22 protein-coding genes and 1 riboswitch are annotated in these 26,643 nt (G+C 72.5%); of the genes, 9 read left to right on the forward strand and 13 right to left on the reverse strand.

The genetic code is table 11. The features are described from left to right. The first annotated feature begins 105 nt into the window (after positions 1–105). Genes AB0B86_RS21890 through AB0B86_RS21910 form a run of 5 tightly spaced genes read left to right on the forward strand, consistent with a single transcriptional unit; the run spans position 106 to position 7,628 of the window. Complete coding sequence (locus AB0B86_RS21890) at positions 106–2,229, forward strand: molybdopterin oxidoreductase family protein (protein WP_357402878.1); 2,124 nt, start codon at positions 106–108, stop codon at positions 2,227–2,229. Beyond that, complete coding sequence (locus AB0B86_RS21895) at positions 2,226–3,662, forward strand: FAD-dependent oxidoreductase (RefSeq protein ID WP_357402876.1); 1,437 nt, start codon at positions 2,226–2,228, stop codon at positions 3,660–3,662. The genes AB0B86_RS21890 and AB0B86_RS21895 overlap by 4 nt, the downstream gene beginning before the upstream one ends. After that, on the forward strand, positions 3,659–6,196 hold the full coding sequence (gene nirB, locus AB0B86_RS21900; RefSeq protein WP_357402874.1) for a nitrite reductase large subunit NirB: 2,538 nt from the start codon (positions 3,659–3,661) through the stop codon (positions 6,194–6,196). The genes AB0B86_RS21895 and nirB overlap by 4 nt, the downstream gene beginning before the upstream one ends. Continuing rightward, on the forward strand, positions 6,193–6,540 hold the full coding sequence (gene nirD, locus AB0B86_RS21905; protein WP_357419716.1) for a nitrite reductase small subunit NirD: 348 nt from the start codon (positions 6,193–6,195) through the stop codon (positions 6,538–6,540). Before nirB ends, nirD begins: the two co-directional genes overlap by 4 nt. Continuing rightward, positions 6,540–7,628 (forward strand): uroporphyrinogen-III synthase, encoded by a 1,089-nt coding sequence (locus AB0B86_RS21910; protein ID WP_357419717.1) that lies wholly within the window; start codon positions 6,540–6,542, stop codon positions 7,626–7,628. The genes nirD and AB0B86_RS21910 overlap by 1 nt, the downstream gene beginning before the upstream one ends. A 43-nt stretch (positions 7,629–7,671) precedes the next feature. Here AB0B86_RS21910 and AB0B86_RS21915 read toward each other — a convergent pair whose 3' ends face one another. The 4 genes from AB0B86_RS21915 to AB0B86_RS21930 all read right to left on the reverse strand — a co-directional run bounded on the left by AB0B86_RS21915 (position 7,672) and on the right by AB0B86_RS21930 (position 12,257). Next, entirely contained in the window at positions 7,672–8,295 is a 624-nt protein-coding gene (locus tag AB0B86_RS21915; protein WP_357402868.1) for an ATP/GTP-binding protein, read from the reverse strand. Further along, complete coding sequence (locus AB0B86_RS21920) at positions 8,276–8,641, reverse strand: DUF742 domain-containing protein (protein WP_151488101.1); 366 nt, start codon at positions 8,639–8,641, stop codon at positions 8,276–8,278. The genes AB0B86_RS21915 and AB0B86_RS21920 overlap by 20 nt, the downstream gene beginning before the upstream one ends. An 89-nt stretch (positions 8,642–8,730) precedes the next feature. Continuing rightward, on the reverse strand, positions 8,731–9,138 hold the full coding sequence (locus AB0B86_RS21925) for a roadblock/LC7 domain-containing protein (protein WP_007465177.1): 408 nt from the start codon (positions 9,136–9,138) through the stop codon (positions 8,731–8,733). Next, positions 9,135–12,257: a sensor histidine kinase gene (locus tag AB0B86_RS21930; RefSeq protein ID WP_357413480.1), complete on the reverse strand. Its 3,123-nt coding sequence runs from the start codon at positions 12,255–12,257 to the stop codon at positions 9,135–9,137. The genes AB0B86_RS21925 and AB0B86_RS21930 overlap by 4 nt, the downstream gene beginning before the upstream one ends. 443 nt (positions 12,258–12,700) lie before the next feature. On the opposite strand from AB0B86_RS21930, the gene AB0B86_RS21935 reads away from it, so the two are divergent. Continuing rightward, the gene (locus AB0B86_RS21935; RefSeq protein WP_357413478.1) at positions 12,701–13,879 is read left to right on the forward strand and encodes an ABC transporter substrate-binding protein; all 1,179 of its coding nucleotides are present in this window, start codon (positions 12,701–12,703) and stop codon (positions 13,877–13,879) included. A gap of 93 nt (positions 13,880–13,972) precedes the next feature. Here AB0B86_RS21935 and AB0B86_RS21940 read toward each other — a convergent pair whose 3' ends face one another. After that, positions 13,973–14,827: an ABC transporter permease gene (locus AB0B86_RS21940; RefSeq protein WP_357413476.1), complete on the reverse strand. Its 855-nt coding sequence runs from the start codon at positions 14,825–14,827 to the stop codon at positions 13,973–13,975. A 101-nt stretch (positions 14,828–14,928) separates the two neighbouring features. After that, positions 14,929–15,960 (reverse strand): ABC transporter substrate-binding protein, encoded by a 1,032-nt coding sequence (locus tag AB0B86_RS21945; protein WP_357419718.1) that lies wholly within the window; start codon positions 15,958–15,960, stop codon positions 14,929–14,931. A 325-nt stretch (positions 15,961–16,285) separates the two neighbouring features. Between AB0B86_RS21945 and AB0B86_RS21950 the strand changes: the two genes are divergently transcribed. The 3 genes from AB0B86_RS21950 to AB0B86_RS21960 all read left to right on the forward strand — a co-directional run bounded on the left by AB0B86_RS21950 (position 16,286) and on the right by AB0B86_RS21960 (position 20,456). Beyond that, the gene (locus tag AB0B86_RS21950) at positions 16,286–17,236 is read left to right on the forward strand and encodes an LLM class F420-dependent oxidoreductase (RefSeq protein WP_357413484.1); all 951 of its coding nucleotides are present in this window, start codon (positions 16,286–16,288) and stop codon (positions 17,234–17,236) included. Then, on the forward strand, positions 17,233–17,541 hold the full coding sequence (locus tag AB0B86_RS21955; protein ID WP_357413472.1) for a cupin: 309 nt from the start codon (positions 17,233–17,235) through the stop codon (positions 17,539–17,541). The genes AB0B86_RS21950 and AB0B86_RS21955 overlap by 4 nt, the downstream gene beginning before the upstream one ends. A gap of 77 nt (positions 17,542–17,618) precedes the next feature. After that, complete coding sequence (locus AB0B86_RS21960) at positions 17,619–20,456, forward strand: hypothetical protein (protein WP_357419719.1); 2,838 nt, start codon at positions 17,619–17,621, stop codon at positions 20,454–20,456. A gap of 152 nt (positions 20,457–20,608) precedes the next feature. Here the strand turns inward: AB0B86_RS21960 and thiC are convergent, their stop codons facing one another. From thiC to thiE, 7 genes are all read right to left on the reverse strand, one after another. Further along, positions 20,609–22,201: a phosphomethylpyrimidine synthase ThiC gene (thiC, locus tag AB0B86_RS21965; protein ID WP_357413468.1), complete on the reverse strand. Its 1,593-nt coding sequence runs from the start codon at positions 22,199–22,201 to the stop codon at positions 20,609–20,611. Positions 22,202–22,218: 17 nt separating this feature from the next. After that, positions 22,219–23,004: a bifunctional hydroxymethylpyrimidine kinase/phosphomethylpyrimidine kinase gene (thiD, locus tag AB0B86_RS21970; protein ID WP_357413466.1), complete on the reverse strand. Its 786-nt coding sequence runs from the start codon at positions 23,002–23,004 to the stop codon at positions 22,219–22,221. Then, a complete protein-coding gene (locus AB0B86_RS21975; RefSeq protein ID WP_357413464.1) occupies positions 23,001–23,681 on the reverse strand; it encodes a thiamine phosphate synthase in 681 nt (226 codons plus the stop codon). The genes thiD and AB0B86_RS21975 overlap by 4 nt, the downstream gene beginning before the upstream one ends. After that, entirely contained in the window at positions 23,678–24,457 is a 780-nt protein-coding gene (locus AB0B86_RS21980) for a thiazole synthase (RefSeq protein ID WP_357413462.1), read from the reverse strand. The genes AB0B86_RS21975 and AB0B86_RS21980 overlap by 4 nt, the downstream gene beginning before the upstream one ends. After that, positions 24,454–24,654, reverse strand: a complete 201-nt coding sequence (thiS, locus tag AB0B86_RS21985; RefSeq protein WP_357413460.1) for a sulfur carrier protein ThiS — start codon at positions 24,652–24,654, stop codon at positions 24,454–24,456. Before thiS ends, AB0B86_RS21980 begins: the two co-directional genes overlap by 4 nt. Beyond that, the gene (gene thiO / locus AB0B86_RS21990; RefSeq protein ID WP_357413482.1) at positions 24,645–25,802 is read right to left on the reverse strand and encodes a glycine oxidase ThiO; all 1,158 of its coding nucleotides are present in this window, start codon (positions 25,800–25,802) and stop codon (positions 24,645–24,647) included. Before thiO ends, thiS begins: the two co-directional genes overlap by 10 nt. Beyond that, positions 25,799–26,425 carry a thiamine phosphate synthase gene (gene thiE / locus AB0B86_RS21995; protein WP_357413458.1) on the reverse strand — a complete coding sequence of 209 codons (627 nt, stop codon included), beginning with the start codon at positions 26,423–26,425 and terminating at the stop codon, positions 25,799–25,801. The genes thiO and thiE overlap by 4 nt, the downstream gene beginning before the upstream one ends. Next, a riboswitch (TPP riboswitch) is annotated at positions 26,420–26,529 on the reverse strand. It overlaps the preceding gene by 6 nt. Positions 26,530–26,643: the final 114 nt, after the last annotated feature.

The raw sequence follows: 26,643 nt of genomic DNA on the forward strand, positions 1-26,643 counted from the left end.
TCCCACCACCGCGCTCGCTGCCTCGGTGCGCTGTGAGCCCCACTTGACAGGACCGAAACAGAAGGGACCCGGACCGGAAACTGCCCGACGGCACGCTTTGCCGACATGACAGACGGTGCACGGTCCGCGACTCGACCTGGGGGCACACCCCGGCAGGTGGCGACGCACTGCCCGTACTGCGCGCTTCAGTGCGGCATGGTGCTCCGCGAGGACGACACCGGGGTGACGGTCCACCCCCGCCAGTTCCCCACCAACCGGGGCGGGCTCTGCCAGAAGGGTTGGACCGCCGCCGACCTGCTCGACCACCCGGAGCGGCTGACCACTCCCCTGGTACGCGACAGCGCCACCGGTGCGCTGCACCCGGCGAGTTGGGACACCGCCCTCGACCGGATCGTCGACGGCATCCGCGCCGTCCAGGCCGACGCCGGCCGGGACGCGGTCGCCGTCTTCGGTGGCGGCGGCCTGACCAACGAAAAGGCGTACGCGCTGGGGAAGTTCGCCCGGATCGGGCTCCGCACCCGGCACATCGACTACAACGGACGGTTCTGCATGTCCTCGGCGGCCGCCGCCGGGATGCGCGCCTTCGGCATCGACCGTGGGCTGCCGTTCCCCCTCTCCGACCTGGGCCGGGCCGACACGCTGCTGCTTGTCGGCGCGAACCCGGCGGAGACCATGCCGCCGCTGGTGCGCTGGCTCACCGAGCAGCGCGGCAACGGCGGTCGGCTGATCGTGGTAGACCCCCGGGTCACCGCCACCGCCCGCCAGGCCGACCTGCACCTGCAACCACTGCCCGGCACCGACCTCGCTGTGGCAAACGCGCTGCTGCACATCGCGCTCACCGAGGGTTGGGTCGACCGGGCGTACGTGGCCGACCGCACCTCCGGTTTCGAGGCGGTCCGTCGGAGCGTCGCCGCCTGGTGGCCGGCCCGCGCGGAGCAGCTCTCCGGAGTGCCGGTGGCCGATCTGGAGGCGACCGCCCGCGCGTTGGGTACCGGCGGCCGGGTGATCATCCTTACCGCTCGTGGTGCCGAGCAGCACGCCAAGGGCGTGGACACTGTCACCGCGTACGTCAATCTCGCTCTCGCCCTCGGGCTGCCCGGCCGCGACGGTTCGGGGTACGGCTGCCTCACCGGCCAGGGCAACGGCCAGGGCGGGCGGGAGCACGGGCAGAAGGCCGACCAACTCCCCGGCTACCGACGGATCGACGACCCGATGGCCCGCGAGCACGTGGCAGGCGTCTGGGGCGTGCCGGCCGACGAGTTGCCCGGCCCGGGAGTGCCTGCCTACCAACTGCTCGACTCGCTCGGCACACCTGACGGCCCCCGGGCGTTGCTGGTGTTCGGCTCGAACCCGGTGATCTCCGCCCCCCGGGCGGCCCGGATCGAGAGCCGGCTGCGCGACCTCGACCTGCTTGTCGTCGCCGACCTGCTGCTCTCCGAGACGGCCGCGCTGGCGGACGTGGTGCTACCCACCGCGCAGTGGGCCGAGGAGGACGGCACCATGACCAACCTGGAGGGTCGGGTGCTGCGCCGACGCGCGCTCCGCCCGCCCCCGCCGGACGTCCGGACCGACCTGGCCATCATCTCCGACCTGGCGGCCCGGCTGGCCACCGCCGAGCAGACCACGGCAGCGCGGTTCCCCGCCGACCCGGCTGTCGTGTTCGCCGAGCTGCGCCGCGCCTCGGCCGGCGGGGCCGCCGACTACGCCGGGATCAGCTGGGCCCGGATCGACGACGCCGACGGCGTGTACTGGCCCTGCCCGACCGAGGACGGGCCGGACACCCCACGGTTGTTCGCCGACCGGTTCGCCACCCCGGACGGCCGGGCCCGGTTCCACCCCGTCGACCACCGACCGGCCGCCGAGGAGGTGAGCGCCGCGTACCCGCTGCACTTCACCACCGGCCGGGTGCTCGCCCAGTACCAGTCCGGCACCCAGACCCGCCGGGTGGCCGCGCTGCGCCGCGCCGCCGGTGAGGCGTTCGTCGAGCTGCACCCCGACCTGGCCGCCCGGCTCGGCGTCGACGACGGCGACCCGGTGCGAGTCACCTCACGGCGCGGCGAGTTGTGCGCCCCGGCCCGGCTCAGCGCCGGGATCCGACCGGACACGGTCTTCGCCCCGTTCCACTACGCGGGGGCCGGGCGGGCCAACTCGGTGACGAACGACGCGGTGGACCCGATCTCCGGGATGCCGGAATTCAAGATCTGCGCGGTTCGGGTGGAGAAGGCATGACCGCCCGGGTGGTCATCATCGGCAACGGCATGGCCGGTGCCCGCCTCGCCAGCGAGCTGCACGCCCGCGAAGGCGACCGGAAGGTCACGGTGCTCGGGGCGGAGCCGCACCGGGCGTACAACCGGATCATGCTCTCCACCCTGCTGGCCGGCCGGGTCGACGAGCCGGACGTGGAGCTGACCGAAGCCGCCGGCCATGGCATCGACCTGCGCACCGGGGTGACGGTGACCGCCGTCGACAGGTCCGCCCGGGAGGTCCGCACCGCCGACGGCGAACGGATCGCCTACGACCACCTGGTGCTGGCCACCGGCGCCCGAGCGGTGGTGCCACCCCTGCCCGGCCTCGACCCGGCCGACCTGCCGGAGCGGGTGGTGCCCTTCCGGACCCTCGACGACTGCCGGCGGATCATCGCTGCGGCGGACGGCGCGCGCAGCGCGTTGGTGCTCGGCGGTGGTCTGCTCGGCCTGGAAGCCGCCCGTGGGCTGGCCACCCGGGGGCTGGCCACGACCGTGGTGCACCCGCGCGGGCACCTGATGGAACGCCAGCTCGACCCGGCCGCCGGTGCGGTGCTCGCCGGCACGCTGGCCGGTCTCGGCGTCACCAGCCACCTGGCGGTACCGGCGACCGGCGTGGCCACCGACGCCACCGGCGTACGCCTCGATCTGGCCGACGGTCAGACGCTGCACGCCGATCTGCTGGTGCTCTCCTGCGGCGTCCGCCCGGACACCGCCCTCGCCCGGGCGGCCGGGCTGGACGTCGGACATGGCGTGCTGGTGGACGATCGGCTCCGGACCAGCGACAGGTCCATTTCGGCGATCGGCGACTGCGCCGAACACGACGGGGTGCTCACCGGGCTGGTCGCACCCGCCTGGTCCCAGGCCCGGGTGCTCGCCGACGTGCTGACCGGGACGGATCCGCTGGCCCGGTACCGGCCCCGGCCGGTGGTGACCCGGCTCAAGGCTGCCGGGATCGACCTGGCCTCAATGGGCGACCCGATCGGCGGGCCGGGCGAGGAACTGACCTTCGCCGACCCGAGCCGGGGCACGTACGCCCGGTTGCGGATCAGGGACGAGCGACTGGTCGGTGCGATCCTGCTCGGCGACAACCCGGCCGTCGGCACGGTGATCCAGCTCTTCGACCGCGGTCACCCGGTGCCGACCGACCGACGGGCGCTGCTGCTGGGCCGGGCGCTCGGCCCGGCGGCCGCGGCACCTGCCGCGTCACCGGCACTGATGCCGGACGGGGCGACGGTCTGTCAGTGCAACTCGGTGAGCAAGGGCGCTCTGGTGCGCAGCTGGCGCTCCGGAGCCCGGACTGTCGACGCGGTGGTGGCCGCGACCCGGGCCGGCACCGGCTGCGGCGGTTGCCGCGACGCGGTGGGCGGCATCGTCGATTGGCTGAGCCAGTCGGAATCGGTGGAGGTGACGCGATGAACGGCGGCGAACTGGTCGTCATCGGCAACGGCATGGTCGGGCAGCGTTTCGTGGACGCGCTGCACGCCCGCGACCCGCAGGGGCGCTGGCGGGTGACAGTGCTGGCCGAGGAGGGGCGTCCGGCGTACGACCGGGTGCGGCTCTCGGCGTACTTCGACGGGGTGAGCGAGGACGAGCTCAACGTGCACACCCCGCACGCCGGGGTGCGGCTGCGCCTCGGTGAGCCAGCCACCTCCGTCGACCGGGACCGGCAGGTGGTGACCACCGCCGCCGGCGAGTACCACTACGACGCGCTGGTGCTGGCCACCGGGTCGTACCCCTTCGTGCCGCCGGTGCCCGGTGCCGAGCTGCCCGGGGTGTTCGTCTACCGGACCCTTGACGACCTGGCGGCGATCCGGGCGTACGCGCAGGGTCGGCGGGTCGGCGCGGTGATCGGCGGCGGGCTGCTCGGCCTGGAGGCGGCGAACGCCCTGCGGCTGCTCGGCCTGAGCACCGACGTTGTCGAGTTCGCGCCCCGGCTGATGCCCGTGCAGGTGGATCAGGCCGGTGGTGCGATGCTCCGCCGCTACGTCGACGACCTGGGTGTCCGTACCCACCTCGGGGTGGCCACCACGGCGATCCGGCCCGGCCCGGACGGCGCGGTCGCCGCCCTGGAACTGTCCGCCGGCAGCGCGGTCGAGGCCGAGCTGGTGGTGGTGGCCGCCGGCATCCGGCCGCGCGACGAGCTGGCCCGGACGGCCGGCCTACCGGTGGGGCCGCGCGGTGGGGTGCTCGTCGACGAGACGTGCCGCAGCACCGACGAGCGGATCTGGGCGGTCGGTGAGTGCGCGGCTGTCGACGGCACCTGTCACGGCCTTGTCGCGCCCGGGTACGCGACCGCCGAGGTGGTCGCCGACCGGCTGGTCGGCGGCGCGGCGACGTTCCCGGGCGCGGACACCGCCACCAAGCTCAAGCTGCTCGGCGTCGACGTGGCCTCGTTCGGTGACGCACACGGCACGACCGCGGGCTGCCTGGACGTCACGTTCACCGATCCGGCCACCCGGGTCTACGCGAAGCTGGTGCTCTCCGACGACGCGCACACCCTGCTCGGCGGGGTGCTTGTCGGCGACGCCAGCGCGTACCCGACGTTGCGGGCCAGCGTGGGTGGCCCGCTGCCGGCAGCGCCACTGGCGCTGCTCGCCCCGGACGGCGGCGGAGCGGACGCGGGCGCGTTGCCGGCCACCGCCCAGGTCTGCTCCTGCAACGCGGTGACCCGTGGCGACGTGGACGCCGCCATCGCCGACGGCTGCGCGGACGTGCCGGCGTTGAAGGCGTGCACGAGGGCCGGCACCAGTTGCGGCTCCTGCGTGCCGATGCTCAAGCAGCTGCTGGACGCGGCAGGGGTGGTGCAGTCCCGCGCGCTCTGCGAGCACTTCGACGTCAGCCGGCGGGAGCTGTTCGAGATCGTCCGCGTACGCGGCATCCGCACCTTCTCCCGGCTGGTCGCCGAGCACGGTCGGGGGCGCGGCTGCGACATCTGCAAGCCGGTGGTGGCGTCGATCCTCGCGTCGCTGGGCAGCGGGCACGTGCTCGACGGTGAGCAGGCGTCCTTGCAGGACACCAACGACCACTTCCTGGCCAACCTGCAACGCGACGGCAGCTACTCGGTGGTGCCCCGGATCCCGGGTGGTGAGATCACCCCGGAGAAGCTGATCGTGATCGGCGAGGTCGCCCGGGACTTCCAGCTCTACACGAAGATCACCGGCGGGCAGCGGATCGACCTGTTCGGGGCGCGGGTGGAGCAGCTGCCGCAGATCTGGCGGCGGCTGGTGGACGCCGGCTTCGAGTCCGGCCACGCGTACGGCAAGGCGCTGCGGACTGTGAAGTCGTGCGTGGGCGAGACCTGGTGCCGGTACGGAGTGCAGGATTCGGTGGGGTTAGCCGTCGCGTTGGAGCTGCGCTACCGGGGGCTGCGCGCCCCACACAAGATCAAGTCGGCGGTCTCCGGTTGTGCCCGCGAGTGCGCCGAGGCCCGCAGCAAGGACTTCGGCATCATCGCCACCGAGACCGGCTGGAACCTCTACGTCGGTGGCAACGGCGGCTTCCGGCCCCGGCACGCCGACCTGTTCGCCACTGATCTTTCGACAGAGGCACTGATTCGAATAATCGATAGATTTTTGATGTATTACATCCGCACCGCCGACCGGCTGCAACGCACCGCCGGCTGGATCGAGGCGATGGACGGCGGCCTCGACCACCTGCGCTCGGTGATCGTGGACGACTCGTTGGGCTTCTGCGAAGAGTTGGACGCGGCGATGGCCCGGCACGTGTCGTCGTACTCCGACGAGTGGCGCGACGTGCTCGACGACCCGGATCGGCTGCGCCGCTACACCTCGTTCGTAAACGCTCCGGACGTGCCCGACCCGTCGATCACCTTCGCACTGGAACGCGGCCAGCCGGTACCCGTACGCGACCATCCCACGACCGGACCCGAGCCGACGAACGGTCGGCGTCGGCAACCGGTCACCCTCGGCCTACCGGAGGTACGGCGATGACCCAGACCCTCACGTCGACCTGGACGACCATCTGCCTTCTCGACCGGCTGGAACCGGACCGGGGCGTGGCCGCCCTGGTCGACGGCGTGCAGATCGCCCTGTTCCGGACCGCGGACGAGCTGTTCGCCATCGACAACCGCGATCCGGTCTCCGGGGCGTACGTGCTGTCGCGGGGCATCGTGGGCACCCGTGGCGGGGTGCCCACCGTCGCCTCACCGCTGCACAAGCAGGTGTACGACCTGCGCAGCGGACAGTGCCTCGACCTGCCGGGGGTGGCGGTGGGCCGGCACGACGCGCGCTGCCGCAGCGGGCTGGTCGAGGTGCGGCTACGACAGGAGGGTTGATGCGGGAAGAACTGGCCGGCTTCACCATCGGGGTGACCGCCGACCGGCGGCGCGACGAGTTGGCGGCGCTGCTTGAGCGGCGGGGCGCCCGGGTGGTGCTCGCCCCGGCGTTGCGGATCGTGCCGCTCTCCGACGACACCGAGCTGCGCGAGGCGACCCGCGCCTGTCTCAACCAGCCGCCGGACATCCTGATGGCGAACACCGGCATCGGCATGCGCGGGTGGCTGGAGGCGGCCGAGGGCTGGGGGCTGGCCGAGCCGCTGCGCTCGGTGCTGGCCAGCTCGTACGTGGTGGCCCGGGGGCCGAAGGCGCGCGGCGCGATTCGTGCGGCCGGGCTGCACGACCAGTGGTCGCCGGCCTCGGAGAGCTGCGACGAGGTCGTCGACCACCTGCGCCGGCGCGGTGTGGCCGGGCAGGTGATCGCGATGCAGCTCCACGGTGAGCGGCAGCCCGACTGCACGCTGGCTCTGGAGGCGGCCGGTGCCACGGTGATCGAGGTGCCGGTCTACCGGTGGGCACCGCCGACCGACCCGGCACCACTGCACCGGTTGATCGACCTGATCACCGGCCGGTTGGTGGACGCGGTGACCTTCACCTCGGCGCCCGCGGTGGAGGCCCTGCTGCGCACGGCCGGGGACCGTACCGACGCGGTGCTGTCCGCGTTCCACGCTGACGTCCTGGCCAGCTGCGTCGGCGCGGTGACCGCCGAACCGCTGCTGCGGCGCGGGGTGCCGGTGACCGCGCCGGCCCGGGCCCGGCTGGGCGCGCTGGTGCGGACCATCGTCGACGAGCTGCCCCGCCGGACCGTGACGTTCAAGGCCGGTGGGCACCTGCTCACGCTGCGCGGCCACGCCGCCGTGATCGACGGCGAGTTGCGGCCACTCGCCCCCGCCCCGATGGCGGTGTTGCGGGCGCTCGCCCAGTCTCCCGGCCGGGTGCTGTCCCGTACCGCGCTGCTGCGGACGTTGCCCCGGGGCGCGGACGAGCATGCGGTGGAGATGGCGGTGGCCCGACTCCGGGCCGGCCTGCGCGCGCCGCGCGTGGTGCAGACCATCGTGAAGCGCGGCTACCGGCTCCGGGTCGACTGACGCGTCACGGCCGGGCGGTGGGCGCCGGCCGTGACGCGACCCGTCAGCCGACCGGCGTGGGGAAGCCCCGCCCGTGCTCGGCCTGGAGCCGCAGCATGGCGTGCTCGACGACCGTCACCAACACCTGCTTGACCGAATCCCGGTGCCGGGCGTCGGTCATCACCAGCGGCACCTGCGGCGAGATGGCCAACGCCTCGCGGACCTCGTCCAGCTCGTACTGGGGAGCACCGTCGAACCGGTTGAGCGCCACCACGTACGGCAGGTTGCGGTTCTCGAAGTAGTCGAGCGGAGCGAACGCGTCGGTGATCCGGCGCGTGTCCACAAGCACTGCCGCGCCCACCGCACCGCGAATGATCTCGTCCCACATGAACCAGAACCGGGTCTGGCCCGGGGTACCGAAGAGGTACAGGATCAGGTCCTGGGCCATGGTGATCCGGCCGAAGTCCATGGCGACCGTGGTGGTCTCCTTGCCCGGCACCTTGGACGGGTCGTCGATGCCGACACCCGCCGCGGTCATCAACGCCTCGGTGGTCAGCGGCGTGATCTCGGAGATCGCCCCGACCAGTGTTGTCTTGCCGACGCCGAAGCCGCCCGCGACGACAATCTTCGCGGAGACGATTCCCCGGCCTGGCCGCCCCCCAGCGGGGTCATAGCCTGCGAAGTCCACTTAGCACCCTTCCAAGCAGTTCCATCCGCTCCTCGAACCCCTCGGCGGGAGCAGCAGTGTGTAACGTCAGCAGGCTCTCGGCCACCATGTCGGCGACCAACACCCGGGCGACGCCAAGCGGCATCCGGGTGTACGCGGCGATCTCCGCCAGCGACTGTGCGCGGCCCTCACAGACCGTGGCGATGCGGTGCTTGTCGTGCCCGGCGAAGCGGGACTCGGCAACCTGGGTGGGGGACGCGGTGAGGACGGCCTCGAGGGCGATGTCCTGACGAGGTTCGGTGCGACCACGGGTGACCGCGTACGGACGCACCAGCGCGCCACGCGGGTCAACGCGCCGTTGGTCCATCCCCGATCACCTCCCCGTCCACTGTAGAGCCCGCCAACGCTACCTTTCGTCCCTGCTTCGGCGCACGCCCCGAGCGCCGCCTTCCGGTGCTAGGAGCGCACGGCGTCACGCGGCAGCGGCACCAGCGCGGCACCGACCCGCTCGACCAGCAGCGCCATCTCGTAGCCGACCTGGCCCACGTCACAGCTGCGCGCGGCCAGCACGGCCATCGACGACCCGTCGCTGATCGACATCAGGAAGAGGTACCCGCTGTCCATCTCGATGACTGTCTGCAACACCCCACCCGCGCTGAACATCCGGGCAGCGCCCTCGGTCAGGCTCACCACACCGGAGGTGATCGCGGCGAGCTGGTCGGCCCGGTCCCCCGGCAGATCCCGGGAGGACGCGAGCAGGAGCCCGTCGGCGGACACCGCCACCACGTGGGCGATACCCGCCACGCTGTCGGCGAAGTTGGTGAGCAGCCAACCCATGTCCTGCATGGCAGCTGGCCTGTTCATCGGCTCTCCTTGGTCGAGGTGCTGTTCAGATCCGTTCCGGCCGTACGACCACGTTGTACACCGCGGTGGTAGGCCGACAACAGACCGCGTACTTCATCGGGGGTCCGCCGGCTGCGGTCCCGGCCGCTCTTCGGTTCGATGCCACCCGGCACGAGCTGCGCCTGTGGCACCCGCTTGGGCAGGCCGGAGCGGGTGGTTCCGGCCGGTGCCGGCTCGGCGGCCCGGCTGGCCCGGGACCAGCCCTCGTCGGCGGCCGTCCGCCAGGCGTCCGGGTTCACGGGTGGAGCGGAGGGGGCAGGTGCGGGGGGAGCGGCCCGCTGGGCGGCCGGCGGCGGGGTGTACGACGGCGGCGTCCCCAGACCGCCTGTGGTCGCGCCACCGCGGCCCGAGGTGCCCGACGCGGTGCCGCTGTCGGTGTTGGAACTGCCGGGCGTCCGGGTCGGCAGCGGCGGTCGGGCCGGCGCCGGAGCCGGAGCGGCACTCGGCTGAGCGCGCAGCCCGGCGTCGGCCGGCGCGGCGGTGGCCGGCGGTGGCGGCTCGTCGAACTTGGGCCGGGTGAAGATCGCTGTGGCGTCGTCACCGTGCGACCGGAACCAGACCGCCTCCATCTCCCGGAAGATCGGCGCCTCGGCGGGGAAGTCGGGTCGGCTGCTGACCGGCGCGGCGGGCACCGGCGGGGCCGGCGGGGCGGGCGGCGGGGCGACAGCGCCAGCGCCGGCGACCGGACCGACCGGCAGGCCAGGTGCGTTGCGGCCGTCCGCGGCGTCCGCTGTCGAGCCGCGCCGCGGTAGCGGGTCGATTGTCGGATAGGCCACCGTCGGGCCGCCCGACGCGGCACCCACGCTGGTGCCGTATGCGGGGCGTGCCGGCGGAGCCGGGGGGACGGGTGCCGGAGCGACCGGAGTCGGCGCCGCCGAGCGCGTACCGGAGTAGCCGCCCATCTGCACGGCCGGGGTGGTGTCCCGCGAGTCCAGCGGCGACTGCCATTGGGCGGGAGCCGGCGCGTCGGTGCGCCACTGGTCGGGCAGCGTCGCCGCGGCGGTGGCGGCACCGGCGAACTGCTCGCTGTGACCGGCCGGGGTGAGCGGCGTCTGCTCCACTGCCATCGGCTGACGCGGCCGGCTGAGCGCCTGCTCGCGGCCCCGGCTGCTGGGCAGCACCACAGTGGTGGCGGGCAGCGTCACCTGGGCGACGGTGCCGCCCTCGACGTTGGTACGCAGCTCCACCCGGATGCCGTAGCGGGAGGCGAGCCGACTGACCACGGCCAGACCCATCAGCCGGAACGCGGCGACGTCGACGCTCGGCGGGGCGGCCAGCCGGCGGTTGAGCGAGTCGAGCTGCGAGTCGCTGAGACCGAGACCACGGTCCTCGATCTGGATCAGGACGTAGTCGCGGATCCGGCGACCGTCGGCGACCACTGTGGTGTTCGGCGGTGAGAACCGGGTGGCGTTGTCGAGCAACTCGGCGACGAGACGGACCACGTCGTTGACGGCGTGTGCGGCCACCGAGATGTCGGTGTCCACAGTGCCGAACTCGATGCGGTTGTACAGCTCGACCTCGGACTGGGCGGCGCGCAGCACGTCGACGACGAGCGCGTCGTCGCGACGCGGCACGGCGGAGTCGGCGCCGGCCAGGACCAGCAGGTTCTCGTCGTTGCGGCGCATTCGGGTGGCCAGGTGGTCGAGCTCGAAGAGCTGTGCGAGCCGCTTCGGGTCCTCCTCGCCACGCTCGATCGCGTCCAGCTCGCCGATCATGCGGTCGACCAGGGTCTGACTACGACGGGCCAGGTTGAGGAACATCGCCGAGACGCTTGTCCGCAGCGCGGCCTGCTCGGCGGCGACCCGGACCGCCTCCCGGTGGACGACGTTGAAGGCCACCGCCACCTGGCCGACCTCGTCGCGGCTGTTCAGCTTGATCGGGTCGCGGACCTGGCGGACGATCTCGTCCACCCCGCCGTCGCCCACGCTGCCCATGTTCTGCAGGCGCTGCACCGCGTCGGGAAGGTCGTGGTTGGCCACCGCGAGGGCACCCTCGCGCAGCCGGCGCAGCGAGTCGTTGAGCGAGCGGGCCAGCACCACGGCCAGCGACACGGCGATGATCAGGGTCAGCAGCACCAGGATCGACTCGATCACGGCCTGCCGGATGACGTCCGAGCGCGCCTCGTCAGCCTGCTGGAGCAGCCGGTCCTGCAGTTGGATCTCGGCCCAGCGCATCAGGTCGTTCTGGGCGCCGATGGCGGCGGTGGCGGCCAGCGCGGTGACCAACGGGCGCTGCCCGACGGATCGGGTGATGTCGGCGGCGACCCGGTCGGCCAGGCCGACCGCGTCACCGGAGACGGCGCTGTCGACAAGGGCACGCTGCACCGGGTCGGCGGCCAGCGAGAAGGCGACAAGGGCTTCCTGCTGACTGGTCAGCGTGGCCACGAAGGAGGAGAACTGCTCCGGGTCGAGTTGGCCCGCGGACAGCGCGGTGAAGGCGACCGCCTCCTCCTCGGCGACGGAAGCCTTGGCGCGGGCGAACGCGGCGACCGCGCGGCGGCTGTCCGACAGGCTCTCGCTGCCGGGCAGCTGGGCCAGCCCGTCACCGTAGGCGACCAGGTCGGTGAGGATGACCCCGTAGCGGAGGGTGGCCTCGGCGACCGCCATCTGCCGGCGGTCGAGCACCTTCTGCCGGGTGCCGTCCAGAGTGGCCAGGTGGCCGTCGATGGTGGCCAGCCGGTCGCGCAGGGCCGCCGGCACGTCGCCGATCCGGTCCCGCTCGGCGCGGTACGCGTCGACCTGCTGCTGCGTCTCGCGGACCCGCAGGTTGTACGCGTCGGCCGGCTGCTGTGGGGCGGCCAGGTAGGCGGCGGCGGCCATCCGCTCGGCTTGGAGGTCCTGGGTGAGCGCGCTGACGTTGAGCGAGAGGGACGTCAGCGACCGGGCTCGGGTGGCGTCGAAGGCCCCTTCGCCAACGGCGATCAGACGGACCGTGGCCAGCGCGATCACCGCCGTCACCGGGACGACCAGGATCAACGCCAACTTGGACCGGATCCGGGCGTCGCGCAGTCTCGGCAACCGTCGGCGCGTGGGCCGAGCGCTGTCGCCGAGCGCGGGCAGGGTCGTCGGTCCGGTGCTCACGACATCGCCTCCGTCGTTTCTTCCCCGCCTGCCCCACCGAGCCATGCCGTAAGCGGAGGGGACCACGCGCGGCACGGCCGCGATTTCATCAGACATGATCCTGTTTGGGAAGCCGCACTGAGGCAGGAAAGGGTCGGACGGAGCGCATCCCGTGTTCCGGGCAACTGATACCTTCATTTCCGCAAGCCCCTGAACAGGGCATGTAACTCATGAGTGGTCACAGATGTATGCAGAGTGAGCTTTTGCAAACATTGCGTTACCCCAGCATGTGGGATGAGCGTCCCGAAAGGTTACCGCGGTCCGCGCTTGACCACAGCCCCGGCCATTGGCAAGGTTTTGCAAGCTTCGCGCACACCGTACGGCAGAGGAGATCCCGTCTTCCACTGAGGACGGATTAGCGGCGGTGACCGGGCAGCGCCCGCGCCCGCACCTGGAGGACTGAGTTGAGCCCCATCCGCTCCGCGATCATCGCGGCGCTTGCATCAGCCGTTGCGTCCACCACGCTCACCGGCTGCCAGTTCGGCGGCGCTGAGCAGGACACGAGTCCAATCGTGATCGCCGTCGATCTCGAACTCTCCGGCGCTGCGGCCACGGTTGGCCAGACATACCAGCGGGCCCTCGAACTGAAGAGGGATCAGTTGAACTCCTCCGGAGTACTGAACGGCCGGCAGATCCGACTGAAGGTGAAGGACAACCGTTCCGACGCCGCCGAATCGCTCCGCAACATCGCCGACTTCAGCAGCGATTCCCAGGTCAGCGCCATCATCATGGGTGGCTGCAGCGAATGCGCGGTCGGCGCGGTCGGGACCATCAACGAGAAGCGGATTCCCACCATTGCGCTCGCCGCGTCCGGCGCGATAGCCAGCCCGGTCGCCGAACGGCGCTACGTGTTCAAGCTCGGCCCCAACGCCGCGGACAGCGCTGCCGCGCTGACCAACGAATTACGCCGCAACAACATCCGCAAGGTGGGGGCGCTCGTCAGTGACGACGACTACGGCCGCGAGGGTGTGACAGCGCTCAAGAGCGAGTTGGACAAGGTCGGCATCAAGCTCCGCGAGCAGCGGGTCAAGACCACCGACACCGACGTCAACCAGCAGATCCAACAGCTCGTTGCGGGCAAGCCCGACGCGTTGGTCTTCTGGACCCCGCCGGAGCAGGCGTCGCTGGCCGCCACCAGCGCTCAGCAGACCACCTTCCGCGGGTCGCTCTTCTTCGACGCGGGGGCGGCGGGCGACCTGTTCCTCGGCGCGGCGGCCAAGGCGACCGAGCGGGCCACGTTGATCTTCACCCAGACGATGGTGATCGACGACGTGATCGCGACGACCCCGGCCAAGGCCGCGCGGCGGCAGTGGTTCCAGGACTACACCGCACGCTTCGGCGGCTACAACGGGTCGTCGTCGTTCGCGGCGGACGCCGTCCAGCTGATCGCCAACGCGGAGCTTCGCGCCGGTGGCGAGGTCGGGAAGGTGGACCGTGACGGCCTTCGGAACGTGCTCGAGACGTCCCAGCTGGACGGTCTGTCCGGCCCGATCCGACTGACGCCGGACAACCACAGCGGGCTGATGCCGCAGGCGCTCACCACGCTTGTCGCCCGTAACGGTCGTTGGCGTCTGGCCGGGTGACGGCCGCCAGGCCACCGCTTGAGACCTGAGAAAGGGCCGGCCTCCCGACGGGGGCCGGCCCTGCGCATGCCGGATCTTGATCTTGCCGCTCGGTCAGTGACTGCTCGTGGTTTCGCGCACCCAGGGCAGGGCGACCCGTTCGACAAGCAGCAGCGCCCAGTAGAGCAGAATGCTCACCAACGCCACCAACATGATCGCCGCCCACGCGGTGGCGGTGTCACCGACGCCGGCGTACTGCGTGATGACGTAGCCGAGGCCACTCTCGCCGGCCTGGAACTCACCGATCACCGCGCCGATCGCGGCCAGCGGCATGGCCACCTTGAGCCCGACGAAGATCTGCGGCAACGCGGCCGGGAAGCGCACCTTGCGAAACGCCTGCCAGCGGGAGGCGTTCCAGGAGCGCACCAGCTCGGCCAGGTCAGCGGGTGTGGTGGTGAGCCCGGTAGCGGTGGAGAGCACTATCGGAAAGAAGCAGAGCAGGAACACCATGGTCAGGATCGGTTTCTGACCCCAACCGAGCGCCACCACCAACAACGGGCCCAGCGTGATCTTCGGGACCGCGTTCACCGCCACCAACAGTGGGGTGAACATCCGCTCCACAGTGCTCGAGCTGGCCAGGGAGAGCCCGATCAGGACACCGGCCGCTGCCGACAGCGCGAAGCCGATCAGGATCTCCAGCATGGTGGCCCAGGTGTGCTCCAACATCTGGGCGGGCTTGTCGACGAACGCGCTGAGCACGTCGCCCGGCGGCGGCAGAGCCGCGGGATGGACCAGTTCCAGCCGGGCGACCAGCCACCACACCGCCAGGGCGACCAGGAGGCCGGCCGCGGGCAGCAGCGCCGACCCGGCGCGGAGACCGGCGTCGCGACCCGCCCGTCCCGCCTCGGGCCCGCCGCCCACGGCCGCGGGTGCCGCCCCCGCCGGATCCACCGACCGGACCTCGGTCATCTTGTCCTCCTCGGAATCCCACGGCCCCCGGGGCCGACGAGCGACGGGGGTACGCCCCACCGGAGCGCGGCGGGACGTACCCCCGGGTGACGAGCGATCGATCAGGCCTTCGGCACGAGGCTGAAGTCGATGATCTGCTCGGGGGTGACGCTCTGCTTGAGCGCGCCCGCACCCTGCAGGAGCGCGATGCTCGTGGCGACCCGACCGCTGTCCACTGTGCCGATCGCGGCGCCGGTGTTGCCGGAACGGACGTACGCGGCCATCAGCTCCAGCTCGGCGGCGGCGGCGACCGGGTTGGCGGCGTCGACGTTCTTCTTCAGGATCTCGCCGGCCTCCGTGGCGTTGGCCAGGCTGTATTCCAGGCCCTTGAGCAGCGCGGCGGTGAACTTCTTCACCATCTCGGGCTTCTCCTTGGCAATCTTGGCGGAGGTGATCAGCACGTTGCCGTAGAGGTCCGGCATCACGTTGCTGTACGGCAGCATGACGGCCTTCTTCTTGGCCACCGCCTCGATGGTCGGCTGACCGACGACGAACTGGCCGATGCCGTCCACCGCGCCGGAGGCGAGCGTGCCGATCAGTGCCTGCGCCTCACCGTTGACCCAGGTCACCCTGCTCGCGTCCACCCCGGCGAGCCGGGCGTACGTCGGGAAGAGGTTGCGGACCACGGAACCGGGGGTGTCGGCGAGCTTCTTGCCCTCCAGGTCCTTCGGGGTGGCGATGTTCTTACCCTCGACCGAGGCGATGCCGGCCATGGTGCGCTGCTGGATCGCGGCCACCACTGTGAAGTCCTTCGCCTGACCGTTGCCTACCTGGAGCAGACCGCCGGTGAGGTCGATCGGGCCGAAGTCGGCCTGGCCACCGACGACCGTCTGGATCACACCACCGGTGCCCTGACCAGCCTTGATCTCGACATCGAAGCCGGCTTCCTCGAAGAAGCCCTTGTCCTTCGCCACCCAGGCGTAGGAGTCGCGGCCGAAGTTGCCGAACGAGGTGAGGTAGGTGATCTTCTGAAGCGCGCCGCTGTCGACGCCCTTGGTGTCGTCGGCCGAATCCGACCCGCTGCCGCAGGCGGAGACAAGGGCGAGGGCGGTGGCCAGCGCGGCCGTAGCGACCGTACGGGTCAGCCTTCTCATCGGTAGCACCATGTCCTTTCCAGCCGGGGCCGCCGGGCCGCCGGAGGGTTGTCGGGACGGGCCGGCGGGAGGGGGTGGATGCCGGGCACCGCCGTGGTGAGGGGACTGATCGCGGAGACAGCGTACGAGAAAGCCACAGTTGCGACGCCAGGCTCGTGTGGTTGCAGAACGGAAACAAACCTCCTGACCACCCCGGACGGTGCGATACACAGACAGTCCGGCTAGCCTTTGCCGGATCCCTGACCGTCCACTCAGCGGAGGTGGGCCCGCTGATGGAACGCGAACGCGAGCACCCGGTCGCGGCCGGCGCGGAAGGACGATGACCATGCGGGTGTCGATCTTCACCGAGCCGAACCGGGGCGCCACCTACGACACGCAACTCCGGTTCGCCCGGCTGGTCGAGGCCTGCGGGTACGAGGGCTTCCTCCGCGCCGACCACTACCAGTCGATGGGTGCCGACCCGGGCCTGCCCGGCCCGACCGACGCCTGGCTGACCCTCGCCGCGCTGGCCCGGGAGACCCGACGGATCAGGCTCGGCACCCTGGTGACGTCCGCCACCTTCCGGCTGCCCGGCCCGCTCGCCGTGATGGTCGCGCAGGTCGACCAGATGAGCGGCGGGCGGGTCGACCTCGGCATCGGCGCCGGCTGGTACGAGCGCGAGCACACCTCGTACGGCATCCCGTTCCCGCCGGTGGGTGAACGCTTCGACCGGCTGGCGGAGCAACTTGCGGTGATCACCGGGCTGTGGCGGACCCCGCCCGGCGAGACCTACTCCTTCAGCGGCGACCACTACCGCCTGGTGGACGCGCCGGCCCTGCCCAAGCCGGTGCAGGCGCCCGGACCGCCGATCATCGTGGGTGGGCGTGGGCCCAAGCGCACCCCCGAGCTGGCCGCCCGGTACGCCGACGAGTTCAACATGCCGTTCAAGTCCGTGGCGGACACCGCCAAGGCGTTCGACCGGGTACGGGAGGCGTGCGAGCGTACCTGTCGAACCGAGGCCGGTCGCGCGCCGCTGGTGCTCTCCGCCGGGATCGTCGTGGCCATCGGGCGCACCGACGCCGAGGCCCAACGCCGGGCCGCGCCGCTGCACGTCAAGAGCGCCCTGCCGCCGGAGGACCCGGTGGTCGGCTCCCCCGCGCAGCTCGCGCAGCGGATCGGCGAGTTCGCCGCGATCGGCGCCAGCCGGGTGCACGTCCGTCTGATCGACCTCGACGACCTCGACCACCTTGAGCTGATCGCCGCCGAGGTGCTCCCCCAACTCGACGGAGAACGATGACCGACGTCACCGACGGACCCGAACTCGGGCCGGTGGGCCAGGAGATCGTGTACGAGAACGACCGGGTCCGGGTCTGGCACATCCGACTCGAACCGGGTGAGCGGCAGCCACTGCACCGGCATGACCACCCGTACCTCGTGGTGGCGGTCGAGGGTGCGAAGAACGTGGTACAGACCATCGACGGCACCCGGATCGACGCCGACGAGCCCACCGGTGGAGTCGTCTACCGCGACCCCGGGGCCGTACACATGCTCACCAATGTCGGAGACACGACATACCTGGCCCGACTGGTCGAACTCAAGTAGACCCGCCGAACGCGAGCCGGCGCGCCTCGCGGCGCGCCGGTGGCGGTCGGGTGTACGGGGTGCGTAACGTGCCGGACATGGCCTTTCGGACCTGGGGCAGACTGCTGCTCACGGCGCTCGGGGTGAGCGTGCTGGCCGGGGCCGGCCAGCTCGGCGTCGCGTACGGTTTCGGCATCGTCCGGCTGACCGGCGCCTTCACCGGTACGACAGTCAACCAGTGGCCGGCCCAGCTCGTCTGGGTGGGCTGGTTCGCCGCGAACGCCGCAGTAGCCGGTGCTGTCCTGACCGGACGCCTCGCGCGCAGCGACGCTCCGGCGCCCAGCACCGGCCGGCGGCTGGCGATCGGCGGTGCGGCGGCGCTCGGCGCCACCGTCATCGCCCCGCTGTGCATGCAACCCGCCCGCGCAGCGGAGCTGATCTCCGTCGACCCGGTCTGGGCGGTGGGCATCTGCGCCATGCTTGGCGCGGTGATCGGGGCGGGTGCCGCAATCGCGGTGCTGCTCCGGCCCGAGCTGGGCTGGAACATGGCGGCAGTGGCCGGCGTGGTCTGGCTGCTGGCGCTGATCTCCGTCCTGCCGTCGCTCGGCACGGCCGGCCCGCTGCCGACCGTCCGACTCGGGGTGCTGGAGCCGAGCTGGCTGAGCGACTCGACAGCACAGCGGCTGGCGCTTCTCCTGCTGCCCATCGTGGCGCTGCTGGCCGGGGCCGCTACCGCCGGGTTGGCTCGCTGGCGGGGTCAGGAGCCGCTGATCAGCGGGGCCACCGGGCTCGCCGGTCCGGTGCTTGTGGCGTTCGCCTACCTGACCGCCGGCCCGGGCGACTCCGTGGACCGCTACCAGGTAGATCCCTACTACGGCTCATTGATCGCGATCCTCGCCGGTGCGCTCGGCGCGGCTGCCGCCGCACTGCTGCGCTGGCCGTTGGTTGCCCGCAGCGCCGATTCGCCGGCCATCGAGCCCAGCGACATCCTGCGCGCGCTGCCCACCGGCCCGGCCCTGCCCAACGCCGCGTCGCCGGATCCGGCGAACGACCCGGACGCCACCGAGCGGACCGGCACGGTCGGCACGGAGCCCGGCGGGTCGCCCGCCGGCCGAGAACTGGCCGGCGGTGCGTTGGCCGGCGGTGCGTTGGCCAACACCACCACCTCTGGTCCGCTGGCCGCAGCCGGCTCCACTGGGGTACGCCCCGCGCCGGCCCACTGGGACTGGCCGGCGACCAGCGCGAGCGGGCCGCACGGCAGCACCCCGGGGACGCCGGCGGCCTGGCTCACCGATCCGACGGGTGAGTTCACCGCCGCGAGACAGACGCCCCCGGCGAGCCCGGACGATGTCACCTCCTCGGCCGAGACCGCCGCCAGCAGCTCGCCCGACGCCACCCCGACCAGCACTGACACGCCCACGGCCAGCACCGGCACGACCAGCACGGGCACGCCCACGGCCAGCACGGACACACCCACGGCCAGCACCGGCACGCCCACAGTCAGCGCGGGCACGGCCAGCGCGGGCACGGCCAGCACAGGCACGGGCACAGGCACAGGCACGGGCACGGGCACAGGCACGGGCACGGGCACGACCAGCACGGCAACCGTCGACGCGAACAGCACCGGCACCGGCACCGTCGACGCTGGCGCGGCCGATACGGCAACCGTTGACCCGGGCGGCGGCGCGCCTGGCAGCGCCGATGCGCCGTTGGCGGTCAAGCCACGTCGAGCCCGGAAGCCGAAGGCCAGCCCGCTCGACACCACCACAGGCCCAGCCGACGGCACATCGGGGTCGAAGAGCACCGATGAGCCTGCTGCCGGCGTTGCCGTGCCCGACAGCGAGCCCCGGGACACCACGTCCGGCCCGACCGTCGAGGCCACCTCGACCCCCGCAGGGACAGCCACCCCGACCACCAGGACCGGTCGGACGAGAAACCCGGTGACCCCGACCAGCACCGGTCCGAGGAGCACTCCCACCCCGACCAGCACCGGTCCGACAAGCACTCCCACCCCGATCAACACCGGCCCGACAAGCACACCCACCCCGACCAACGCCGGCCCGTGGAGCACCCCCACCCCTACCAGCACCGGTCCGACCGGGGCACCGGCTACTCCGGCCGGCACCAGGGCGGCGGCCGATTCGCCGCGTACCCCGGACGCCGTCGACGCCGGTCCGACCGCGCTACCGGCCGACCCGGCCGGTGAATCGGCGGGCGCGGGGGCGGGCGGCACCACAAGCGCGCGGCCGACCGGGGACGGGCTCGCCGCCAGCGAATCGGACGCGGTCCGCTGGACGCCAGCGCCGTCGGCCTGGCCGGTCACCCCGGCCTGGACGGTGCCACCGCAGGCTGCCGAGTCGGGAGCCTCGGCGGCCGAGCAGCCGACCGGGCCGGACGAGTCGACCGGGGAGCCGCCGAAGCCCCGGCACCGGGTGTCGCTGCCGGATCTGAGCCGGGCCGGCACCTGGAACGCGTTCGACACCACCCGGCGGGCCGCCCCGACGGGGTCGCCGGACGGTTCCACGGCGCGGGCGGCGACCACCGGGCCGTCCGCCAGCGAGTTGGCCGCCCCGGCCAGACACCCGATCCCGGCGGAGTCCTCGGGCGTACCGGGTCCGGCTGGCCCGCCCATCGCCACCGGCAACGTGGCGCACACCGACGAGCGGGCCCGCACCGACAACCCGGCCGGCACCGACGCGACGGAGGCCGAGCAGCCCGCCCGGCGCGGACGGCTCGGTGGGCTGTTCCGCCGCAACCGGTCCCGGGGCGACGAGAAGGGCACGGAGACGTCAGCCGCGACCGAGGCCCTGCCGAAGCAGGACGAGGAGTTCGTCGACTGGGTCGCCGGTCTGGGCAAGCCGGTGTCGGACAGCGAGCCGGAGCAGGAGAACGGCCGACGCTCGCTGCGCTCCACCGGGCGGCACCACCGCGACTGACCCGCCGGCCGGCGGGCCGGAACTCCGCTCGGTGGCGACTGATCCACTCGGGTTCATTGATGTCGGGCGGTCCTCATCGGCCGGATACCGCGATATCAGTGAACCCGAGTGGATCATTTCGGGACGGCGGGCCCGCCGTGCCGGGTGCGGGGTCAGGCCAGCGGCAGGTAGACCCGACCGCCGCCGGAGACGAACTCCTCCGACTTGTCCTTCATGCCGCGCGCCGCGTACTCCTTGAGCTCCTGGGTGATCTTCATGGAGCAGAACTTCGGGCCACACATCGAGCAGAAGTGGGCCGTCTTCGCCGGCTCGGCCGGCAGCGTCGCGTCGTGGTACGAGCGCGCCGTCTCCGGGTCCAACGAGAGGTTGAACTGGTCCTCCCAGCGGAACTCGAACCGTGCCTTGGACAGGGCGTCGTCCCAGTCCTGCGCGCCGGGGTGGCCCTTGGCCAGGTCCGCCGCGTGCGCCGCGATCTTGTACGCGATCACGCCCGCCTTCACGTCGTCCCGGTCGGGCAGGCCGAGGTGCTCCTTCGGCGTGACGTAGCAGAGCATGGCGGTGCCGAACATGCCGATCATCGCGGCGCCGATCGCCGAGGTGATGTGGTCGTACGCCGGGGCGATGTCGGTGGTCAGCGGGCCGAGCGTGTAGAAGGGCGCCTCGTGGCACCACTCCTGCTGAAGGTCCACGTTCTCCTTGATCTTGTGCATGGGTACGTGCCCCGGACCCTCGATCATCACCTGCACGTCGTGCTCCCAGGCGACGGTCGTCAGCTCACCGAGGGTGCGCAACTCGGCGAACTGCGCCTCGTCGTTGGCATCGGCGATCGAGCCGGGACGCAGCCCGTCACCGAGGGAGAACGTCACGTCGTAGCGCGCGAAGATCGCACACAGCTCGGCGAAGTTGGTGTAGAGGAAGTTCTCCTCGTGGTGGGCCAGGCACCAGGCCGCCATGATCGAGCCGCCCCGGGAGACGATCCCGGTGACCCGGTCCACGGCCAACGGCACGTACGGCAACAGCACCCCGGCGTGCACAGTCATGTAGTCCACGCCCTGCTCGGCCTGCTCGATGACGGTCTCCCGGAACACCTCCCAGCTCAGCTTCACCGGGTCGCCGCCGACCTTCTCGAGGGCCTGGTAGATCGGAACCGTCCCGATCGGCACCGGCGAATTCCGCACGATCGCCTCACGGGTCTCGTGGATCCGCTTGCCGGTGGAGAGGTCCATCACGGTGTCCGCGCCCCACCGGGTGGCCCAGGTCAGCTTCTCCACCTCCTCGGCGACCGACGAGCTGACCGCCGAGGTGCCGATGTTGGCGTTCACCTTGACCAGGAACGCCTTGCCGATGATCGCCGGCTCGCACTCCGGGTGGTTCACGTTGAGCGGCAGCACCGCCCGACCGGCGGCGATCTCGGTCCGGACCAGCTCCGGCTCGACGTTCTCCCGGATCGCCACGAACTCCATCTCCGGCGTCACCACACCGGCCCGCGCGTACGCCAACTGGGTTGGCCGACGATTGCCCACCCCGGCCAGCGGCGTGCCCGCGCCCCGCACGGGGGCCACGTCGCCGCGCTCGGCGATCCACGGTCCCCGCAGCGCGGGCAACCCGACAGACGGGTCCGACCCCGGGCCGGAGGTGTCGTAGAGCCGCACCGGCGGATGGTCCCCGGTCAGCTTCACCTCCGCGAACGGCACCCGGACATCGGGCCGCGAACCCTCGACGTACACCTTGCCTCGTGCCTGCATGACAGCCTCCCTGGTGATCAAGCGGACCAACCGAAGTGGTCCAGCGGTCCCCGACCCGCGCCCAGCGCCCAACCCCGCGCGCCGGTCAGCGCGCGGAGCACGTACTCCTTGGCGGTCTCCACCGCCGCCGGCACCGGATCGCCGAGCGCGAGGCGCACGGCGATCGCCGCCGAGAACGAACACCCGGTGCCGTGGGTGTGCCGGGTGTCCACCCGGGCAGCGCGCAGCAGCGTTGTCACTCCGCCGCCGTGCAGCACGTCGACCGCCTCGTCGCCGCCCAGGTCGCCGCCGGTGACCACTACGTACTCCGGGCCGCCGGCCGCGAGGGCCTCGGCGGCCACCACCATCGCGGCCACGTCGTCCACCGGGCGTCCGGTGATGGCCGCGGCCTCCGCGCAGTTCGGCGTCGCCACCCGGGCGTACGGCAGCAGCCGCTGCACCGCGTCCACCACGCCGAGCCGGTGTCCGCTTGTGGCAACGAGCACCGGATCGACGACGAGTTGCGGCAGCCGACCGTCGCGGGCGGCCTCGGCCACCGCGTCGGCGACCGCCGGGGTGCCGAGCATCCCCGTCTTCACCGCGCGCACTGTGAAATCCGTGAGTACGCTCTCCAGCTGCTCGGCGACAGTGCGCGGCGGCAGCGGCAGCACGGCGTCGACACCCCTGGTGTTCTGCGCGGTGACCGCGGTGAGGACGCTCGTGCCGTACGCGCCGAGCGCCGCGAAGACCTTGAGGTCGGCCTGGATGCCCGCGCCGCCGCCGGAGTCTGAGCCGGCGATGGTCAGCAGTGTTTGCGGGGTCATTTTTCCTGGCCTTTGGTTGCGGTTTGGGGCTGCCCCCGTCGTGGGGGCCTGGCTGACTCCGCGCCGACTTGAGGCAGCTCAGGGGTGACCGCCTCGACATAGGCGCTGGCCAAGGCGGCGGCTGTCGCACGCGGGTCTTCGGCTCGCATGATCGCGCCCAGTACGGCCACCCCGGCGGCTCCCGCGTGGACGCAGGCGGTCACCTGGTCCGGGGTCTCGACTCCGCCGAGGGCCAGCAGCGGCACGGGGCTGGCCTCGACCAGTGTGCGCAGCCCATCGGTGCCCAGGGCCGGGCCGTAGCCCGGTTTCGTCTTCGTGGGCCAGATCGGGGAGATGGTGGCGAAGTGCTCGGTGGTCAGGCGGGTCAGCTCGTACTCGCCGTGGCAGGAGCGGCCGACCAGGCCGTGGGTCGGCGGCGGGTACGGGCCGGCGGCGGGCAGGTGGACGGCGTCGCCGCCGAGTGGGTCGGCACCGGCCACGACAAGGGTTCCGCAGACGTCGGCGAGGATCGCGCGCAGGTCGGCGGCGAGGGCGGCGCGCTCGACGCGGGGCAGGTCCTTCTCCCGCAGCACCACCCAGCGCACTCCCCCGGCCACCGCCGCCGCCACGACCTCGTCGAGCGCACCCCGGGCGACAAGCCGGTCGGTGAGCACGACAACACCTGATGGCGGGGTCACAGGTCAGGTCTCCCCTCGTCCGGGGTGGAGGCGAGCGCGTGGAAGCGCCTGGCGATCCGTCCGGCGCCGGCCGCGAGCCGGCCCGCCTCGACCGCGTACCGCATCGCGGTGGCCATCGCCACCGGGTCCGCGGCCCGGGTCACCGCGCTGGCCAGCAGCACCCCGTCGCAGCCCAACTCCATGGCCAGGGCCGCGTCGGAGGCGGTGCCGATGCCGGCGTCGAGGATCACCGGCACGTCGACGCCCTGCCGGATGAGCCGGATGTGGTGCGGGTTGCCGATGCCGAGCCCCGAGCCGATCGGGGAGCCGGCCGGCATCACCGCGGCACAGCCCACGTCGGCGAGCCGGCGGGCGAGCACCGGGTCGTCACTCGTGTACGGCAGCACGGTGAAGCCGTCGGCGACCAACTCCTCGGCGGCGCGGAGCAGCTCCACCCCGTCGGGCAGCAGGGTCCGCTCGTCGCCGATCACCTCCAGCTTGACCCAGTCGGTGTCGAACGCGTCCCGGGCCAGCCGGGCCACCTTCACCGCCTCGGTCGCGGTGTGGCAGCCGGCGGTGTTGGGCAGCAGCCGTACCCCGCAGCGGTCCAGCAGGTCGAGCAGCCCGCCGGCGGTGCCCGGGGCGGTGTCCACCCGGCGTAGGGCCACTGTGACCAGCTCGGTGCCGGACGCCCGGATCGCCTGCTCCAGCACGTGCAGGTTGGCGGCACCACCGGTGCCGAGGATCAGCCGCGAGGTGAACATCTCCCCGCCCAGCGCGAACGACACGCCGCTCACCCGCCCTGCGCGGCGGTCAGCACCTCGACGCGGTCGCCGTCGCGCAGCGCCGTGGTCGCCCATCCCGCCCGGGGCACCACCTCGCCGTTTACCGCGACGGCCACCCCGCGCGGTTGCGGGGCGACGGCCCGGACCAGCTCGGCGACCGACACCTCACCCGGGAGGCTTCGTCCGGCCCCGTTCACTGTCAACTCCACAGGTCCCCCTTCGTTGTCGGTTCGGGTTCGCCGCCGGTCACCGTGCCGGCGAACCGGTCCGGCCGGAAGGGCGCGAGCAGCGGATCGGGTACGCCGGTGCACACCAGATCCGCGATCAGGTCGGCGGTGATCGGGGTGAGCACGATGCCGTGCCGGTGATGGCCGGTGGCGGCGAGCACGTCCGGCCGGCCGGGCAGTGGCCCGAGGATCGGGGCGTTGTCAGGGGTTCCCGGGCGCAGTCCGGCGACCGCCTCGACCAGGTCGTACTCGGCCAGCTCGGGCAGCAGGTCCACCCCGGCGCGGAGCAGCCGTTGCACGGCACCGGCGGTGACTGTGGTGTCCGACAGTTCCTCGACAGTCGCGCCGAGCACCACCTCGCCGTCGGCTCGGGGCACCAGGTAGACGGGCTCGCCGTCGGCGTACCCCCGGAGCACGTGCCGGAAGCCCGGCGCGACACCGTCGGGCGCGCGGAGCCGGAGGATCTGGCCCTTCACCGGCCGCACCGGCAGGCCGGTGAGTGCTGCGGACCCGCAGCCGGCGGCGACCACTGTGATCCGGGCGTCCACATCGGACAGCCGCGCGACCGCCCGCGGCACCAGCACCGCGCCGGCCCGCTGCGCGGCGGTGCGCAGCGCCGGCACCAGCAGTCGGGGGTCGACCTGGTGGTCGGTGGGCGCGAGCGCGCCGCCACGCACCCGCGGGGCGAGCGCCGGCTCACGCTCGCGCAGGTCGCTGGGGCGCAACCGGGTCACCGGCAGACCCAATCCCTGCTGGTACGCCCAGAGCCGACCCGCCTCGGCCAGGTCGTCGCCGGTCAACCCGATAAGCAGGGTGCCCTCGGTCCGGTAGCCGATGTCGGCGCCGCCCGCTGCGGCCAGTTCGGCGGCGAACCCCGGCCAGCGCGCGGCGGACGCCAGCAACAGGTCGGTAAGTTGCCGCTCACCGAAGTACGCCTCGGCGACCGGGGCGAGCATGCCGGCGGCCACCGCAGACGCCCCCGAGCCGGGTGCCGGATCGTGCACCACCACCCGCAGCCCCCGGGCGGCGCAGCGCCAGGCGATCGCCAGCCCGATCGGCCCAGCCCCGACCACCGCCACGTCCGGCCGGGCCCGGTCGATCGATGGCGCCGACGGGGACCGGCCGGTCAGCACGTCAGAGCCTCGACAAGTGCGGCGGTCGCCTGCGCCGGGTCGGCGGCGGCGGACACCGCGCCGACCACCGCCACCCCGTACGCCCCGGCGGCCCGCAGCTGCGGCACCCGAGCGGCGGTCACGCCACCGATCGCGATGACCGGCACGTCCACGGCGTCGGCGACCGCGCGGACCCCGGCCGGTCCGATCGGTTCCGGCAGGCCGGGCTTGGTGCTCGTGGGATGGCAGGGACCGACGCCCAGGTAGGTGGCTCCCGCCGCGACGGCCTCGCTCGCCGTCTGCGGCGCGCGGGCGGTGGCGCCCAGCACACCGGTGGGGCCGAGCACCCGACGGGCTGCGGAGACCGGCAGGTCGTCCGCTCCGACGTGTCCGCCGGCCGCGCCCACCGCCAGCGCCACGTGCAACCGGTCGTTCACCAGGCAGGTCGCGTCGTACGACAGGCAGAGCGCCAACACCCGCCGGGCCAGGTCGTACGCCTCGCGGTCGGTGGCGGAGTCCTCGACCCTGACCTGCACCACCAGGTCGGCGCGGGCCACCGTGAGGGCGGCCCGGACCACTGTGAGCGGGTCCCGACCGGGTCGGGTGTCGGTGATCAGATGCAGTCGCCCCAGGGACGGCACGGCAACTCTCCTCCCTGCGCCGGCATTATCCGGATCAGGTTCGACGGTCGGGGGCTGTCAGCCCCCCTCTCAGCCCGGTACACCGGGCTCCCGTGGGTTACTTGCGTGTCACCGTACGACAGATCCGTCGGTCTGCCAAGGCGAGGTTCGGCGGCGACCGGCGGGCCGGAACGCACCAGATCGAGCTAGATCTGTGGGGCGGTTCATACGGTCCTGTT

The sequence above is a fragment of the Micromonospora sp. NPDC049047 genome (assembly GCF_040649135.1).
Taxonomy (GTDB): Bacteria; Actinomycetota; Actinomycetes; order Mycobacteriales; family Micromonosporaceae; genus Micromonospora.

Bases quoted from the DNA above. Each gene is read 5' to 3' on its own strand.
- AB0B86_RS21925 (WP_007465177.1), bottom strand. From the start codon at position 9,138: ATGAACAGGCCAGCTGCCATGCAGGACATGGGTTGGCTGCTCACCAAC.
- AB0B86_RS21920 (WP_151488101.1), bottom strand. From the start codon at position 8,641: ATGGACCAACGGCGCGTTGACCCGCGTGGCGCGCTGGTGCGTCCGTAC.
- AB0B86_RS21955 (WP_357413472.1), top strand. From the start codon at position 17,233: ATGACCGACGTCACCGACGGACCCGAACTCGGGCCGGTGGGCCAGGAG.
- AB0B86_RS21890 (WP_357402878.1), top strand. From the start codon at position 106: ATGACAGACGGTGCACGGTCCGCGACTCGACCTGGGGGCACACCCCGG.
- AB0B86_RS21940 (WP_357413476.1), bottom strand. From the start codon at position 14,827: ATGACCGAGGTCCGGTCGGTGGATCCGGCGGGGGCGGCACCCGCGGCC.
- thiD (WP_357413466.1), bottom strand. From the start codon at position 23,004: ATGACCCCGCAAACACTGCTGACCATCGCCGGCTCAGACTCCGGCGGC.
- AB0B86_RS21895 (WP_357402876.1), top strand. From the start codon at position 2,226: ATGACCGCCCGGGTGGTCATCATCGGCAACGGCATGGCCGGTGCCCGC.
- AB0B86_RS21960 (WP_357419719.1), top strand. From the start codon at position 17,619: ATGGCCTTTCGGACCTGGGGCAGACTGCTGCTCACGGCGCTCGGGGTG.
- nirD (WP_357419716.1), top strand. From the start codon at position 6,193: ATGACCCAGACCCTCACGTCGACCTGGACGACCATCTGCCTTCTCGAC.
- AB0B86_RS21945 (WP_357419718.1), bottom strand. From the start codon at position 15,960: ATGAGAAGGCTGACCCGTACGGTCGCTACGGCCGCGCTGGCCACCGCC.
- AB0B86_RS21950 (WP_357413484.1), top strand. From the start codon at position 16,286: ATGCGGGTGTCGATCTTCACCGAGCCGAACCGGGGCGCCACCTACGAC.
- nirB (WP_357402874.1), top strand. From the start codon at position 3,659: ATGAACGGCGGCGAACTGGTCGTCATCGGCAACGGCATGGTCGGGCAG.
- thiC (WP_357413468.1), bottom strand. From the start codon at position 22,201: ATGCAGGCACGAGGCAAGGTGTACGTCGAGGGTTCGCGGCCCGATGTC.
- AB0B86_RS21910 (WP_357419717.1), top strand. From the start codon at position 6,540: ATGCGGGAAGAACTGGCCGGCTTCACCATCGGGGTGACCGCCGACCGG.